General features: G+C 68.5%; 13 protein-coding genes. 5 read left to right on the forward strand and 8 right to left on the reverse strand.

What is annotated here, in order from left to right:
* The first annotated feature begins 21 nt into the window (after positions 1-21).
* The 3 genes from IPN03_21185 (at position 22) to IPN03_21195 (ending at position 3,308) form a co-directional block, all read left to right on the forward strand.
* The gene (locus IPN03_21185; protein ID MBK9376165.1) at positions 22-897 is read left to right on the forward strand and encodes a DUF3365 domain-containing protein; all 876 of its coding nucleotides are present in this window, start codon (positions 22-24) and stop codon (positions 895-897) included.
* A 19-nt stretch (positions 898-916) separates the two neighbouring features.
* Complete coding sequence (locus IPN03_21190) at positions 917-2,443, forward strand: serine/threonine protein kinase (GenBank protein MBK9376166.1); 1,527 nt, start codon at positions 917-919, stop codon at positions 2,441-2,443.
* A gap of 88 nt (positions 2,444-2,531) precedes the next feature.
* Positions 2,532-3,308, forward strand: a complete 777-nt coding sequence (locus tag IPN03_21195) for a hypothetical protein (GenBank protein MBK9376167.1) — start codon at positions 2,532-2,534, stop codon at positions 3,306-3,308.
* A 32-nt stretch (positions 3,309-3,340) separates the two neighbouring features.
* Here the strand turns inward: IPN03_21195 and IPN03_21200 are convergent, their stop codons facing one another.
* Positions 3,341-4,321, reverse strand: coding sequence for a class I SAM-dependent methyltransferase (locus IPN03_21200; GenBank protein MBK9376168.1), 981 nt, complete (start codon positions 4,319-4,321; stop codon positions 3,341-3,343).
* Positions 4,322-4,405: 84 nt separating this feature from the next.
* Here IPN03_21200 and IPN03_21205 point away from each other — a divergent pair, with 84 nt between their 5' ends.
* The gene (locus IPN03_21205; GenBank protein ID MBK9376169.1) at positions 4,406-5,755 is read left to right on the forward strand and encodes a type VI secretion system contractile sheath large subunit; all 1,350 of its coding nucleotides are present in this window, start codon (positions 4,406-4,408) and stop codon (positions 5,753-5,755) included.
* Positions 5,756-5,858: 103 nt separating this feature from the next.
* Here the strand turns inward: IPN03_21205 and tssH are convergent, their stop codons facing one another.
* The 7 genes from tssH to tssA form a co-directional block, all read right to left on the reverse strand.
* Complete coding sequence (gene tssH, locus IPN03_21210; protein ID MBK9376170.1) at positions 5,859-8,510, reverse strand: type VI secretion system ATPase TssH; 2,652 nt, start codon at positions 8,508-8,510, stop codon at positions 5,859-5,861.
* Between the two features lie 29 nt (positions 8,511-8,539).
* Entirely contained in the window at positions 8,540-9,535 is a 996-nt protein-coding gene (gene tssG, locus IPN03_21215) for a type VI secretion system baseplate subunit TssG (GenBank protein ID MBK9376171.1), read from the reverse strand.
* Positions 9,536-9,542: 7 nt separating this feature from the next.
* Entirely contained in the window at positions 9,543-11,399 is a 1,857-nt protein-coding gene (gene tssF, locus IPN03_21220; GenBank protein MBK9376172.1) for a type VI secretion system baseplate subunit TssF, read from the reverse strand.
* Positions 11,399-11,881, reverse strand: coding sequence for a type VI secretion system baseplate subunit TssE (tssE, locus tag IPN03_21225; GenBank protein ID MBK9376173.1), 483 nt, complete (start codon positions 11,879-11,881; stop codon positions 11,399-11,401). The genes tssF and tssE overlap by 1 nt, the downstream gene beginning before the upstream one ends.
* 79 nt (positions 11,882-11,960) lie before the next feature.
* The gene (tssC, locus tag IPN03_21230; protein MBK9376174.1) at positions 11,961-13,454 is read right to left on the reverse strand and encodes a type VI secretion system contractile sheath large subunit; all 1,494 of its coding nucleotides are present in this window, start codon (positions 13,452-13,454) and stop codon (positions 11,961-11,963) included.
* Positions 13,447-13,983 carry a type VI secretion system contractile sheath small subunit gene (tssB, locus tag IPN03_21235; GenBank protein MBK9376175.1) on the reverse strand — a complete coding sequence of 179 codons (537 nt, stop codon included), beginning with the start codon at positions 13,981-13,983 and terminating at the stop codon, positions 13,447-13,449. Before tssB ends, tssC begins: the two co-directional genes overlap by 8 nt.
* Positions 13,984-14,048: 65 nt before the next feature.
* Entirely contained in the window at positions 14,049-15,170 is a 1,122-nt protein-coding gene (gene tssA / locus IPN03_21240; protein ID MBK9376176.1) for a type VI secretion system protein TssA, read from the reverse strand.
* A gap of 129 nt (positions 15,171-15,299) precedes the next feature.
* Here tssA and IPN03_21245 point away from each other — a divergent pair, with 129 nt between their 5' ends.
* Positions 15,300-16,109, forward strand: a complete 810-nt coding sequence (locus tag IPN03_21245) for a SciE type virulence protein (protein MBK9376177.1) — start codon at positions 15,300-15,302, stop codon at positions 16,107-16,109.
* Positions 16,110-16,199 lie beyond the last annotated feature (90 nt).

Below are 16,199 nucleotides of genomic sequence, written 5' to 3' on the forward strand. Positions count from 1 at the left end.
ACGTTCCGGAGGGATCCCCCGATGAGTCTTCTGACGAAGTTCAACCTCGCCCTGGTCGCCGTCTTCGCCCTCGCCCTGGTTCCCGCGGGCTGGATCTCGCACGACCTCCTCCAGAAGAGCGCACGGACCCAGGTGATCGAGAACGCGCGGATCATGATGGAGACGGCCCTCGCGGTGCGGACCTACACGATCCGGCAGATCCAGCCGCTGCTCGCGCCCCAGCTCGCGACGACGTTCCTCCCCCAGTCGGTGCCCGCCTACTCCGCCACCGAGATCTTCAGCGCCCTCCGGAAGACGAACCCCGAGTACGCCTACAAGGAGGCGACGCTGAACCCGACGAACCCGCGAAACCGGACCGTCGACTGGGAAGCCGACCTCGTGCACGCCTTCCGCAACGACGACCGGAAGATGGAGATCATCGGAGAGCGGGACACGCCGCAGGGCCGCGCGCTCTTCCTCTCCCACCCGATCCGGATCAAGGACGAGAAGTGCCTCGCCTGCCACACGACGCCGGACATCGCGCCGGCCTCCCAGGTGAAGGCTTACGGCCCGAACAACGGCTTCGGGTGGAAGCTGAACGAGATCATCGGCGCCCAGATCGTCTCGGTGCCGATGTCGCTCCCGGTGAAGATGGCGCGGGACGCCTTCCGAACGCTCATCCTGACGCTGGCCGGCGTCTTCGCGCTCACGCTCCTCATCCTCAACCTCCTCCTGAGGTTCGTCGTCATCCGGCCGCTCCGCGAGCTGTCGGCGATGGCCGACCAGGTGAGCCTCGGGAACATGGACATCCCCGACGTGAAGGTCGGCGGGAGCGACGAGGTCGCGCAGCTCGCCTCCTCGTTCGGGCGGATGAAGATCAGCCTCCGCAAGGCGCTCGCGATGCTGGAGCAGGAGTAGCCGGAAGGCCCCGGCGACGATGCCGCTCGACGAGGTCGGCCCCGGACGGACGTTCGGGAGCTACGAGGTCCTGGAGGAGCTGGGGCGGGGCGGCATGGGGCGCGTCTACCGCGCGCGGCACGTCACGCTCGAGCGCGAGGTCGCGCTGAAGCTCCTCTCCGAGCAGGTCGCCGAGGATGCGTTCTACGTCCAGCGTTTCCTGAAGGAGGCGCGCGCCGCCGCACGGCTGAATCACCCCGGAATCGTCCAGATCTACGATTTCGGGCAGGTCGGGTCCCACTGGTTCCTCGCGATGGAGCTCGTCGAGGGGCGCTCGCTCGCCCACTTCCTGAAGACGTGGGGACGCTTCTCCGAGCAGAACGCGATCGTCCTCGCGCGGCAGACGCTGAACGCGCTCGCGGTAGCCCACGCGGCCGGCATCGTCCACCGCGACATCAAGCCCGACAACGTGATCCTCGGGAAAAAGGGGATCGTCAAGCTGGTCGACCTCGGTCTCGCCAAGAAGATCGACGACCCGGGAGCTTCATCGACGGGCTTCGCAGCCGGGACCCCGTATTACATCTCACCGGAGCAGATCGAGGGCCGCGCCGACGTCGACGGCCGGGCCGACCTCTACTCGCTCGGCGCCACGCTGTTCCAGCTCGTGACGGGACAGGTCCCGTTCCCCGGCCCCTCCAGCGCCGTCATCATGTCCCGCCACCTCAACGAGCGGGCACCCGACCCCCGGATCCACACCCCCGAGCTCTCGGAGGCGTTCTGCGTGGCCGTCCTGCACCTGCTGACCCGCGAGCGGGACCGGCGGCCGCGGAACGCCGAGGAAGCCGAGCGCGAGTTCGCCCTCCTCCAGGCCGGTGAGGTGACCCCACCGGCCGTTTCCGTGTCCGCGGCGCACCCTCCGGCGACCGCCCAGGACCCGGCCGGCTCCGCTTTCGAGACCGCCGTGTCGAGCGCCCTCGCCATACCCGCGGCGTGGGACGCCGAGGTCTATCGCCGCGTCGAGGAGAAGCTCGCGGCCCGGGTCGGTCCGCTGGCGCGCCTCCTCGTGAGGAAGGCGACGAGAGAGGCCGCCGATTTCGGCGATCTCTGCCGGCGTCTCGCGGAGCAGATCCCCGACGCATCCGCCAGGCCCGGGTTCCTGAAGGACGTCCTGGCGGGCCCGGCCTCGACCCGCCCGTCCGGGCCCGGAAGCGGGGCTGCCAGCACCAGAGAGGCCGGAGAGACGAGAGGAGCCACAGGAGCCACAGGAGCCAGTGGAGCGGGTGGAGCCGGTGGACCCCAGGTCCCGTCGAGTCCGGCGCCCAGGCCGGCTTCTTCGCCATCGGGAAGCGGCTCGTCGTCTGGCCCGGGCTCCTTCCCTCCCGCCCTCCTCGCGGCAGCCGAGCAGAGGCTCGCAGCCGAGATCGGACCCCTCGCCCGGGTTCTCGTGAAACAGGAATCGAAGCGCCAGCCGAACTGGGGCGCCCTGGTCGAGGCCCTCTCGCTGCAGGTCCCCGACGAGGCGGGGCGCCGGCGCCTGCGGGAGGCCCTCGCCCCTCTCGGGGTTTGACGCGCCACCAAAACGGCTCCAGACTGACGCACCACACTCCCCCGGGAACAACCCGGCAACGGCCCGACGCGCCGGGAGAGGGATGCGAATGCCGACGATCAGCACCAGAAAGTTCATCGCCCTCCGCAAGCTCACACGCTCCCTCGCCGAGACGCTCCGCACCGACCTGCGCGGCACGTTGATGACGGTCGAGCCGCTGATGCGGCCGCGGGTGATGTTCGGCGAGCACGTTCAGGGGCACGGCAAGGATCTCGTCAAGGGCGCCGACAGAGCCTTCAAGGACCTGGCGGCCGACTACGCCGAGGTGGCCGGAAGCAAGCCGTTTCACATCCCGAAGGAGCTGAAGTCGCCATTCGAGGTGATGAGCGCGTCTCTGGAGATGCAGCCGGTGGAGTACTCCTACACGGCCCGCGGCGATCGGGACAGCAAGACCGTCCGGATCACGTCTCCGCTGAGGTGGGTCGTCAACTACCGCGACTACGGCATCGAGGACCTCAAGCGCGTCCTGGCGGACCGCAACCGGACCGAGGAGCAGCTCCGGCGCTTCGTCCTCCATTTCCTGCTGGTCGAGCACGTCTTCACCCGGCAGCCCGGCATCAAGGACATGCTCGCGTCGCTCCGGTTCCCGGTCGTCGTCGAACGCCGTCCGGAGTTCGGGAACCTCCCGATCACCTGCATCACGACCGCGGTCTCGACCTACCGCCCGGACGACGAGGTGCTCATCGAGACGACGGAGATCTCCGGGAGCGAGGAGTTCGAGGAGTTCGTGCGGGTCTCGGACATCTCGGGCCTGAAGGACGCCTTCCGCGAGAAGCTCGTCGAGATCGTGAAAGCCCAGGACCCGGAGCTTCTCGAGGAAGCCTGACGCCGGCGCAGGCTGCGCCACCCTTCTCGCGTTCAGCTCTTCCTTCGGATCCAGAGCCCGCCGCCCCGCGTCCGCTGCCACTGCGGAAGCTCCTTGAGGATCGCCCCCCGGTGGGCCGTCTCGAGGAAGCTCGCGAAGACGGCGATCTCCCAGGCCGCGTTGTTCAGGAGGAACGCCCGCCACAGGTAGGCCTCGTTCCAGGCCCGCCCCTCGGTCACCCACGAGCTCGGGTACTCGAACGGCCAGAAGACACCGTTGGGGTGGACGTGGACGCCTCCTTTCAGCCTCGGGATCACGCGGAAGAGGAGGTGGTTCAGGTCGCTCCCGGTCCTCGAGACGTGGCTCGTCTCGACGCACAGGACGTCACCCGACGAGAGGGAGGTGAACGTGTCGAACGGCACCTCGTGGACCCGCGCCGGAAGGAGACGGACCTTCTCGGCCTCTTCGGCCTTCAGGAGCGGGCGCAGGCGCTCCGCGTCGGGATCGACGACCGTGATCGAGATCGTCCGGCCGAAGACGTGCTCGTTCAGGTCGAGGAGCACGGGGACGAACGGGCCCGCGCCGGCGCAGACGACGCGCCGCGGCCGGAGCTTTCTGAGCACGGCGTGCAGGAGCGCGACGTCGCCCCAGCCGTAGGCCGGGTCGTCGGGGGAGCTGCGCCGCCCCTCCGTCCCCGCCGGCAGCGGCGGTTCGGCGCCCCAGCGCTTCATTTCGCGGATCACCGTCAGCTGCTCCTCGACGAGCGTGTCGATGCCGGGGAGCTCCTCGGGGGGTTTTCCGAACAGCTCGCTCTCGCGGCGCCGCACGTCGTCGAGGTCCGGGATCGGGGAGTGCGGATGGCCGGGCGGCACCCAGAGCCTGCGCATCGTCTCGCGCGCCTGGGCCAGGTCGTCGCGTTGCCCCTTCACCGTCTGGCGAAGCTCCTCGCGCTCGCCCTCGAGGGCCAGGATGTAGCGGTGGATGTCCTTGAGAACCGGGAGCTGCCGCCCCACCTTCTTCAGGAAGCGGATCAACGGAACCTCCTTGTTGCGGGACCTCCAGTCTATCTCCTCCCCGCCTATACTCGAGGACACGAATCGTCGAGGAGGTCTCCCCCGATGGCGAAGCCGTTTTCATTCGGTGCGATCGACGTCCGTCTCGAGGCCGAGTCCGAGCCCCGCCCTGCACGGGCCGAGGACGACGCCCCTTTTCGCATCCTCGTAGCCGCCGACTTCTCCGGCCGGGCCGCCCGCGGCCTCGTCGAGACGGGCGCGCCGGTCGGCGAAAGAAAGGCGATCCGCGTCGACCTCGACTCGCTCGACGCCACCATCGCACGCCTCGAGCCGCAGGTCCGCCTCGGCGACGGCGACGTGTTCCGATTCCGCGAGCTGGACGACTTCCTCCCCGATACGCTCTTCGCGCGGATCGCGCGATTCGGCGCGCTGAAGGAAGCCTCCGACGCGGACGCGAAACGCCGGGCCACGAGCCGTCCCGCGGCCGGGCTCCTCGACCGGATCCTGGACGGGACGGCCCGGGAGGAGGCTCCGGTCGCCGCCGCCGGCCCGGACAGGCCGACGGAGCTGATGCGGGCCATCCTCGGAAGCAGCGCATTCCGGGCTCTCGAAGCCGCCTGGCGTGGCGTCGACTTCCTCCTTCGGCGCCTGGACGTCGACGGCCCCCTGACGCTCCACCTCGTCGACATCTCGCCGGGGGAGCTTCGGTCCGACCTCCTCGCGGGCGACGACCTCGGCAAATCGGGTCTCCACCGGCTTCTCGTCGACAAGACCGTTGGAACGCCCGGGGCGCACCCGTGGGCCGCCTTCGTCGTTCTCGGCGCGTTCGGCGCCTCGAAGGAGGACGCCGAAGCTCTGGGACGTCTCGCGAAGATCGCCTCCAAGGCAGGGACGGCCGTTCTCGCCGGCGCCGAGCCGGGGCTCGTCGGCTGCGCGTCGCTCGCCGCGACGCCGGACCCGCACGACTGGTCCGCACCCGAAGGCGAGGGGGCCGAGGCGTGGGCCGCGCTCCGACGCCTTCCCGAGGCGCGGTACGTCGGCCTCGCGCTGCCACGCCTCCTCCTCCGCCTTCCGTACGGCAAGGAGACGAACGCCGTCGAGGCGTTCGAGTTCGAGGAGCTCTCCTCGCCGCCGGTGCACGAGGAGTACCTCTGGGGTAGCCCGGCCCTGGCCCTCGCCCTTCTCCTCGGAGAGGCGTTCCTGGAGGACGGCTGGAGCCTCCGGCCTGGCTCGGCGCAGGACATTCCGGGCCTCCCGTTCGCGCTCGTCACCCAGGACGGCGAGAAGCACGCCGTCCCCTGCGCGGAGACCCTCTTCACCGTCCGCGCCATGGAGGCCGTGACGGCGAAGGGTCTGATGCCCCTCCTCACGCTGAAGGGGACCGACACGGTGCGCCTCGCGACGTTCCAGTCGATCGCCGAGCCCTACGCCGCGCTGGCCGGGCGCTGGGGCTGATTCCCCGGGCAAAGACCGCACTCGTACGCGAGCCGGGAGCGCAGGAAGGGCCGGGCTCCCCTCGGGGAGCCCGGCCCTGGATCTTCAGGCGAACTCTCGGGCGTCAGGAGATGTCGTAGGCGAACTTGCCCTCGTCGCCGACGCGGACGTGGACCTTCGAGATCGTCCCTCCCTCGGCCATCCGGGAGAGGAACTCGCCGGAGAGGTCGGGAAGGACGGTCTTCGTGAGGATCGAGTCGACGTTGCGTGCGCCGCTCTCGACCTCCTTGCACCGGCTGCCGATCTCGTTGATGACGGCCTCGTCGTAGCTGAAGGTCGCGCCGTGGTTCTCCATGAGGCGCTTGCCGACCCGGCCGAGCTGGAGTCGGATGATGAGCTTCATGACGGCTTCCGAGATCGGGTAGTACGGGACGATCGACATGCGCCCCAGGAAGGCCGGCTTGAAGACCTTGTCGAGCCCCGGCTTGATCGTCTCGACGATCTTCTGGGGTGTCGGGGCGGTCTCGGGGTCGGCGCACATCTTCATCATCTGGTCCGACTCGGCATTCGTCGTCAGGAGGATGACGCAGTTCTTGAAGTCGATCTCGCGCCCCTCGCCGTCCTCCATCTGCCCCTTGTCGAAGACCTGGTAGAAAAGCTCGAGGACGTCGGGGTGCGCCTTCTCGACCTCGTCGAGGAGGACGACGGAGTAGGGCTTGCGCCGCACGGCCTCGGTGAGGACGCCGCCTTCGCCGTAGCCGACGTAGCCCGGAGGGGAACCCTTCAGCGACGACACGGTGTGGGCTTCCTGGAACTCGGACATGTTGATCGTGACCATGTTCCGCTCGCCACCGTAGAGGGTCTCGGCGAGGGCGATGGCCGTCTCCGTCTTGCCGACGCCGGACGTCCCGACGAGCATGAAGACGGCGATCGGCTTGCGCGGGTCGGTGAGACCGGCGCGGGAGGTCTGGATCTTCTGCGCGATCGCGGCGAGGGCGTGGTCCTGGCCGACGACCCGCTCGCCGAGGAGCTGGGCGAGGTTCCTCACGGTCTCGATCTCGTCGGCCTGCATCCGGCCGACGGGGATTCCGGTCCAGCCCGCGATGATCTCCGCCACGGCCTGCGCGTTGACGTGCGGCTGCATCATCGGGGTGTCGCCCTGGATGGCCACGAGCTCGGCGTTGAGGCAGGCCATCTCGGCCCGGAGAATCTCGAAGTCGGGGTTCGCCTCTCCTCCGGCCGCGGCCTCGAGCTTGCCCCGCACTTCCTTGATCCGGTTGACGGTCTCGATCTCCTTCTTGCACTGTTCGTCGAGGACGGCGAGTCGCGCTTCGGTCTCGGCCTTGGCGGCCTTCGATTTCTCGATCCGCTCGGAGTGGTTCGCGCCCACGGCCGTCTCGCGCTCGAGAGCCTCGATCTCGGCCGTCAGCTGGTCGATCCGGCGCCGGCAGTCCTCGATCGGGGCGGGCGTCGCCGCCTGGCTGATGTTGACCTTCGCGCACGCCGTGTCGAGGACGGAGACGCACTTGTCCGGAAGCTGGCGGCCCGAGATGTAGCGGTGAGAGAGCTTGACCGACGACTCGACCGCCTCGTCGAGGATGCGCAGGCCGCCGTGGTGCTTCTCGAGGTTCTTCGCCAGCGCCCGCATCATGACGATGGCGACCTCTTCGGTCGGCTCCTCGACCTTGACGACCTGGAAGCGGCGGGCGAGGGCGGCGTCCTTCTCGAAGTACTTCTTGTACTCGGCCCAGGTCGTCGCGGCGATCGTCCGCAGCTCGCCGCGCGCGAGCGCCGGCTTGAGGAGGTTCGCGGCGTCGTTCTGCCCCGCCGAGCCGCCGGCGCCGATCATCGTGTGCGCCTCGTCGATGAAGATGATGATCGGCGGCTGGGCGGCCTTGACCTCGTCGATGACCTGCTTGAGCCGGTTCTCGAACTCGCCCTTGATGCCGGCGCCGGCCTGGAGGAGGCCGAGGTCGAGCGTCCGGACGACGACGTTCTTCAGAGGCCCCGGCACGTCGCCCTGGACGATCCGCTGGGCGAAGCCTTCGACGACGGCCGTCTTGCCGACGCCGGCCTCGCCGGTGAGGATCGGGTTGTTCTGCCGGCGGCGGGTCAGGATGTCGATGACCTGCCGGATCTCGAAGTCGCGCCCGAGGATCGGGTCGATCTTCCCCGCGCGGGCCTTGGCCGTGAGGTCTTCCGTGTAGAGGTCGAGCGCTTTCGTCTTTCCCGGAACGCCCATCGCGACGTCGGGACCGCCGGCGGCCCCGGGGGCGGACGCGAGGGCCTGGGCCTCGCGATCCTCCGCGGAACCCTTGACGACGTCGGCGAACGTCTTCGTCAGCTGCTCCACGGAGATGCCGGCGAGATCCTTCGAGATCTCGCGCGTCAGGCGGGAGAGGTCGTCGTCGGTGAGGAGGACGAGGAGGAGATGCCCCGACCGCACCCTGGACGCGCCGTACTCGATGGAGGCGACGACCCACGCCTTCTCGATGAGGCGCGGGAGCCGCGGCGAGAGGGCGGGCGTCCGCGCGTTGCCCGTCTTCAGCCGGTCGAGGGCGCGCGTCACGTCCTTGGCGAAGCGGGACGCGTCGATCTCGAAGCGTCGCAGGATCTTCAGGAAGTCCGTGTCGGGCGCCTCGAGGATCTTCAGGAGGACGTGCTCGACCTCGACGTCGTAGTTCGTCCGGGACAGGCAGAGCCCGGCTGCTCCCTCGAGCGCCTGGCGGCAGGTGTCGTTGAGTCGACCGATCAGGGACTTCAGGTTCACGCTCATCTTGTCGTCCTCTCGCGCGCCGGATTTCCTCAATTATCGACCGGAAGGATGACCTCGTCGGCATCCTTCCGGGGCGTTTCGCTTGTGATCCACGTCGTCCACCCGAGCATTGGGGGGAGGGCGGACTTCGAGTCGAGGGAGCAGGGGGGGACGTCCTCCTTCCGGAGGACGAGCTGGACGTCGTAGTCGAACTCCAGCCCCGCGAGGAACCTCACGAGGTCGTTGAGGGGCTTCCACGCGGGCCCGACCGGAAGGAACGAAACGAACCGGGAGAGGGTGAGCGGGCCCAGCCTCACCCGGAACTTCGACTGCGAAACGAACACGGTCGCGCCCGCGACGACGGTCCGGCCGAGCTGGGAATTGGCCTGCCCGATTCTCGTGACGTTCTCCGCCTCCAGCGGGAACCACTGCCCCTGGAACTGGACGATTCCGGCCGGGGAGTCGAAGTAGTCGCGGACGACCGAGGCGATCGCCTCGGCCGAGTGCGGCTTCTGCGCGATGTGCCCGGCGTAGAGGAGGAGCGCCTGGTCCTTCACGGCCATGCGGCCGCGCAGACCCGGCGTCCCCATGCCGATCAGGTCGAAGCCGTACTCCGTGAAGGAGTCCTCGCCGGTCCTTTCGTAGGCGACCGGGAACCGGTACTTCTCCCACGCGCGGTAGAAGAGCGACGCGAAGCGATGGTTGAAGATGTCGAGAAAGGCCCAGAGCGCCGTGTCCTTGTAGGAGTTCCGCTCGCGGACCAGCTCCGTGTACGGGTGGGGCAGGACTCCCAGCGGCCCCGTGAGGCCGATGAAATTGACCGTCATCTCGGGCGGCCGATCCTCCTGTCCGGGGGGCGGCGCCTTCAGGTCGACGATCTCGCTCGGGGGGAACGTGAGCGACGGATGGGACCGGAACCGGACCACCTCGTCCGCCGGCCTCACGGACCGTCCGACCCCGTCCTTGGCGGGCGAGATCCGCTCCAGCAGCCGCACCGCCTGGAAGAAGGCGAAACGGTACGGCTCGGAGTAGAGGAGGTCCTTCATGTCGCCATCAGAGGACGATCTGCTCCCCGGCGCGCGGCGCCCACCGGCGGATGACGCCCTCGCGCTGGCGGCTCGTCAGGACGAGCTGGCTGAAGGAGTTCACGGACGAGTAGAGCCCGAGGAAGCGTTCGAGGACCTGCGCGAAGAGAAACGCCCCCGTGCCGACGAACTGGTTCTCGTCGAGCTCGACCGTCACCTCGATGCCGCGGACGAAGCTCGGCTGCAGGACGCCGATCGACCGCAGGACCCGGCGGGAGCCGACCTTCGTGATCCCCGCGATCTGCTGGCGCGTGACGGAGGAGTCGGCGAAGTCGTAGAGGCGGAGGATCTCCTGGAGTGCTTCCGGACCCTGGCCACCCTCCCGTTCCACGAGGGAGAGGAGGTTGAGCGAGAGGTGGGAGAGGAGCCGCCACTGCAGGCCCCGGCGGAGCGGGGGCCTCACGGTGGGCGTCGGGCGCTTCAGGCAGCGGATGCCCGAGAAGACGCCCGCCCCCTCGAGCTGGAAGTCCGCTTCGCTTCCCTCGAACGGAAGACGCGAGGGAAGGTCGCGATTCGTGCAGAGGATCTCGACCGAGAGAGTGTCCGCCTCGGGCTGCGCGGGGTCGAACCCGAGATCGACGAGCGAGAGGTAGGCGTCGGTCCCGTCGTCGTCCCGTCGCGCCGACGGACGGCGGCTCATGTACCAGAACGCCGGCGCCTGCCCCTTCTCGAAGCCGTGGCGGTACGAGTAGAAGGGCTCGTAGGTCGTGACCTTGTCGCTCCCCCGCGCAATGCTCGTGACGCCCTCGACGGCGTAGACCTCCGTCACGTCCTGCCGCCTCACGTCCGGGATGACCCGGTACTCGGGCTGCAGGTTGGTCAGGCGGATCGGCTCGGCGATCTGCCGGAAGATGTTCGCGACCGGGGTGCAGTTCAGCCGGAAGGTCTGGGCCGAGACGTTCCGCTCGAGCGGGAAGTCGCGGTTGAAGTAGAGGAGGATCTCGAGGACGTCGTCGAAATCGTCCCGGGCCGCCTGCTCGAGCCCCTTCACGTCGAAGAAGAAGAACTTCTCCGGGAAGGCGAAGTACTCGGCGAGGAGGCGGTAGCCCATGAAGGAGCGGTCGGTGTAGGGGAGAAGCCCCTCGTCCCGCTCGAAGCCCACGCCGGCGACGACGGACTTCGGGAGCCTCACGGGCGACGGGACGTCCCGCGGGCCACCGGGCCTCAGCTCGACGGCGACGAGGTGGTTGTGGAGCAGCTCGTGGAGGGCGTAGACGACCTTTCCCTCGCCCTGAAGATAGAAGCGGAGCGACTCGAGCGGCTTCTCCTCCGACTCCGAGATCTTCTCCCTCAGCTCGCGGAGCGGGACGCCTCCGAACGTCTTCAGCTCGAGCCGCAGGACCATCCGCACCCCCTCTTCCGGGCCGACGCCCGGCACCGGGAGCTCGAAACGCGCCTGGCGGACTTCGAGTGGCCAGAGGTGCACCGGGTAGGCCGTTCGGAAGCGGCACGCCGTCCCCGACACGGAGCGGGAGTAGAGCATCGACCCGCGGGGAATCCTCTGGCCGGACTGGAGGCTGACCTGCGACGGGTCCAGGACGAACTGGACGACCGTCATCGAAGGGATCGGGGCGAGGAGGTGCGGGTAGAGGACGTTGAGGAGCGACTCGGTGATCTCGGGGAACTCGTCGTCGACCTTGAGGTGCACGCGGGAGGCGAGGAACGCAAAGGCCTCGATGAGCCGCTCGACGTGGGGGTCCTCGCAGGTGTCGGGCTCCAGCAGGAGGCGCCCGGCGATCTTCGGGTACTTCTCCGCGAACTCGGCCCCCATCTGCCGGAAGAAGGAGAGCTCGCGTTCGTAGTATCCCAGGAGCTCGTCGCGCATCACTCCCCCTTCACGCGGAACTCGCCGCTCCCGATCTGGAGCAGGGTGTCGAACGAGACCGGCTCGGGTGCCGGGTCGACCTTGAGCCGGCCGTCGATCCGGAACTTCAGCGCCAGGCTCGGCCCCGGCTCGGGATCGACCGTAACGGTGACGCCCTCGAGGCGCGGCTCGAAGGCCTCGATCGCTTCCTCCACGGCACGGCGGAGGCGCAGGCGATCGGCGCCGCTCCGGCCCGAGAACGTGGAGATGTCCGGGAGGCCGTAGGCGGCGATCGAGGACTGGACCTCCTTCAGCTCGGGGGGGATGCCCAGCGTCTGGCGCGTGTTGAGGAGCCACTCCATGTCCCTCCGCACCGACTGCTTGAGGATCCGGAGGTTCTTCGCGCGCGAGGCGGCCGCCTCGCGGGAATACTCGGGCTCGTAGTCGATCAGCCGGTCGAGGACCGACGGGCGGACACGGATCTCGTTGTCGAACCGCGACATCTCGGGCGGGCTCCTCGGGCGGACCGGAAACGGTGGAGGATCGGCCGGGCGGCTCCCAGAGCCGCCCGGCCGCGTGAAGCTACTTTCGGGCCGAGGACGGCAGGTCGGCCACGAGGCGCAGCGAGACCTGCAGCTCGTCGAGCTGGAAGTGAGGCCTCAGGAACGCGACGGCGCGGTAGGCGCCGGGCTTCCCCGGGATCTCGGCGACCTCGATCTTCGCCTCGCGCAGGGGGTACTGCGCCCTCGTCGCCTGGGACGCCGTGTCGTCGGTGGTGATGTATCCGGCGATCCACTGGTTGAGGAAGTACTCGCAGTCCTTGCGCGTCATGAAGCTGCCGACCTTGTCGCGCATCATCGCCTTCAGGTAGTGCGCGAAACGCGAGACGGCGAAGATGTGCGGCAGCATCGTCGAGAGACGCGCGTTCGCGTTCGCCGAGTCGAGGTCGTACTTCTTCGCCTTCTGGCACGACTGGCCGCCGAAGAAGGCCGCGTAGTCGGTGTTCTTGCAGTGGACGAGCGGCAGGAAGCCGAGGTCGGAGAGCTCCTTCTCGCGCCGGTCGGTGATGGCGATCTCCGTCGGGCACTTCAGGGCGACGTCCCCTTCGTCGGTCTGGAACGTGTGGACCGGAAGCCCCTGGACGAGGCCGCCGCCCTCCACGCCGCGGATCGCGACGCACCAGCCGTACATCGCGAACGCCTCGGTGAGGCGGGTCCCGAAGGAATAGGCCGCGTTCCCCCAGAGGTACTTGTTGTGGTCCTTCCCGTCGACGTCCTCCTCGAAGTTGAACGTCTCGGTCGGAACGGTCTCCTTGCCGTACGGCAGGCGCATCAGGGTCCGCGGCATCGCGAGGCCGACGTAGCGCGAGTCCTCCGAGTCGCGGAAGGAGCGCCACTTGGCGTACTCGGTCCGGTCGAAGATCTTCGCGAGGTCGCGAACCTCTGTCATTTCCTGGAAGCTCTCCCACCCGAAGAGCTGCGGCGCAGGGGCCGCGATGAACGGGGCGTTCGCCGCCGCGGCGACCTGGGCCATCTTCTCGAGGAGGAGCTGGTCCTGCGGGTGGTTCGAGAAGTAGTAGTCGCCGATGAGGGCGCCGAACGGCTGGCCGCCGAACGTCCCGTACTCCTCCTCGTAGACCTTCTTGAAGACCGCCGACTGGTCGAACTCCGCCGCCCTTTCGAGGTCCTTCAGAAGGTCCTTCTTCGAGACGTTCAGGACCCGGATCTTGAGCATGACGCCCGTTTCGCTCTCGTAGACGAGATGATGGAGGCCGCGCCACGACGCCTCGAGCCGCTGGTAGGGCTCTGCGTGCATGATCTCGTTCAGCTGGGCCGACAGCAGGCGGTCGATCTCGGCGATGCGCGCCTGCAGGGAGGTCTCCAGGTTGCGCGACAGGACCATCTGGCCCTGCATCGCCTGCTGGACGAATTCGGCGATCATGTCCCGAGCGCCCTGCGCCTGGCTCTCGTGCTGGACGAGCCGGCCCTCCTCGAGGATCTTGCTGAGGAGGTCGCCCTCGCCGGCCTGCTCTCGGACGATCGATTCGGCCTTGCCGCGTTCGGGGGCGTTACTCACTGTCGTCCCCCTTCTTGGGCCCCTCGGGTGACAGGCCGAGCTCGTTGGCCAGCTGCTGCTGGCTCCCCGCGTTCTGGAGGACGTCGTTCAGCATCTTCTCGAGCTTGTCGTTCCCGTCCGCCTTGGACAGGAGGTCCGACAGCCGCTGACGGGCCTCGACGAGCTTTCTCAGCGGGTCCACCTGCTGGACGATCTTGTCCGGCTCGAAGTCGTCCAGCGCCTTGAAGCGCAGGTCGACGCCCATCTTGCCGCCGTCGCCCGTGAGCTTGTTCTCGACCGACATCGCGACGCGCGGGGCCATCCCCGCGAGGACCTGGTCGAAATTGTCCCGGTCGATCTCGGTGATCTTCCGGTCCTTCATGCGCGGGAGGGGCTGATCGGGCTGGCCCGAGAAGTCGCCGAGAACGCCGACGACGAACGGGAGCTCCTTCAGCTCGATGGCGCCGCCGATCTCTACGTCGTACGTGATCTGGACTCGCGGAGGGCGGACCCTCTTGAGCTTCTGCTGGACGCTTTCTTTCTTCACCATGGGCTTTCCTCCCTGACGACTTTCCGGCGATTCCTACGCCGTGTCTCGTGAGCTCTCACGCGGCTTCACTCGCTCTCCGGACGGATTCCGAGGACTTCCTTGATCTGGTCGAGGACGTTCGGGTCCTTGATCACGTCCCGAAGCCAGCTCTCCAGCGGCATCTGGCCCCACGTGATCGCCCGCTGGACGAGGTACGACACGGGGCTGTGGGGCTCGGTCTGCCGGAAGAACTCCGCGACCTCGCCGAGCCGCGCGAGGGCCTCGCCCCTGCCCCGGATCGGTCCGGACGCACCGGCCACACGGTAGACCACGGCGGCCCCGCCCTCGCCGCCCTCGGCGTCCGCGGCCGCCCCGGACCCTGTCGGGGCATCGGGCTCCAGCGCCTTCTTCTCCTTGAGGATCCCGTCGATGAGGCGCCGGACCTCTTCGATCGACTGCTTCAGCTCGGCGAGTCCCGGAGTCTGGCGGCCGAACTTCTCGTCCATGAGCCGGTCGAGGCCCTGGTACTCGTCCCAGCACTGCGCGAGCGCCTTCGATGCGTCCTCGTAGAAGACCTTTGGCGTGCCGGCCTTCGCCTTGCGGAAGTCCTCTCCGCTCGTCTTGTTCTCACCCGCGGCTTGCCGCTTCAGCTCGGCGAGCCGGGCCTGAGCATCCGGGTCGAGCGCTCCCCCAGCCGTGTCGGGAATGTCGAACGGCCGCGACTCGCTCCACTCGAGCCACGAGAAGTTCATCCCGGGGGCACGCGTGAGCGGCGCCTTGCGCAGCGCGAGCGCGACCTGCCTGTCGAAGAAGGCGAGGACGTTCGCCCGCCCCTCCATGTCGCCCTCGTCGATCTCCGGGTAGCAGGTATCCCAGAAATCGGCGTGGAAGCCCTTCATGACCCTCAGCCCGTCGCGGCATCCGGCGAAGCCGTGGAGCATCGTGAGTCCCTCGGCGAGCCACGCCGCGACCTGCAGGTCCTTCGTCTTCGCGAGAAGCGCGTCGGTCGCGAGCGCCACGGTCTCGTCCCAGTCGGCGACCTTCAGCTCGCGCTTCCAGTCGCCCTGCTCGAGGACGTCGTCGGCACGGCGGGCCTCCCGGATCTCGTCGAAGAGACCGGAGTACTGCAGGCTCTCGCCCGACGGACGGTCAGTAGAGATCGGAGCGAGCAGCCGATCGAGGTCGAGGAGCGGAGCCTCCGACGACATCTAGAAGCCTCCCAACAGACAGCAATGTGATGGTACTGTAGCTGACTCAGAAGCTCCTGTCATCCGGAACAAAGCCGTTTTCCCCGGCGGCTCCGGCGTTGCCCGGGAGCAGCGATGAGGAGGACCGACATGCCGACACCCAAGGAGCTCTTCGACGCGGGAAGGCTCGACGCCGCCATCGAGGCCCTGACCCAGGAAGTCCGCGAAGCGCCCGCAGACCCGCAGAAGCGAACGTTCCTGTTCGAGCTGCTGTCCTTCGCCGGCGATTGGGACCGGGCCGAGAAGCAGATCCTCGCCGCCGTCGGGGCCGATGCCCAGTCCCAGATGGCGGCCGCGGTCTATCGCGGCCTCCTCCAGGCGGAGCGGGATCGAGCCCGGGTCTTCGCCGGCAAGGCGAGGCCCCACTTCCTTCGTTCGGTTCCCGGCTACGTCGAGAAGGGGCTCGCCGCATTGGGCCACGTCGGAGAGGGGAGGATCGCCGAGGCGCGGGCCCTGCTCGACGAGGCCGAAGAAGAGCGCCCGCCCTTGTCCGGACGGCGGGGAGAGACCCCCTTCGCCGACCTGCGGGATTTCGACGATCTCTGCGGTGCCGTCGTCGAGGTGGTCTTCCAGGGGAAATACACGTGGTTCCCGCTGGAACAGGCCAGGAGCCTCGAGCCGACCCCCCCCAAGAAGCTGCGGGACCTGATCTGGCCCGGAGCGCGCATCACGGCCGATGACGGTACGACGGGCGACGTCTTCCTCTTCGCCCTCTATCCCGGGTCATCCTCCCATTCGGACGACCTCATCCGGCTGGGCCGGATGACCGACTGGAAGAACCTGTCCGAAGACCTCCAGACGGGCCTCGGACTGAGGACCTTCCTCGTGGACGACGAGGACGTCAGCATCTTCGAGCTCGGCTCCGTCGACTTCGACCCGCTCGAGGCCGAGCCGAGCTGAACAGTCTCGGTCCTCGTCGCTGACGGGGATGAACGCCCCTCCCGGCGGAGGAATCGCGAAAAGCAGGCGGCCCCCCTCTCGGGGGGCCGC

It is taken from the genome of Holophagales bacterium (assembly GCA_016719485.1).
Classification (GTDB): Bacteria; Acidobacteriota; Thermoanaerobaculia; order UBA5066; family UBA5066; genus UBA5066.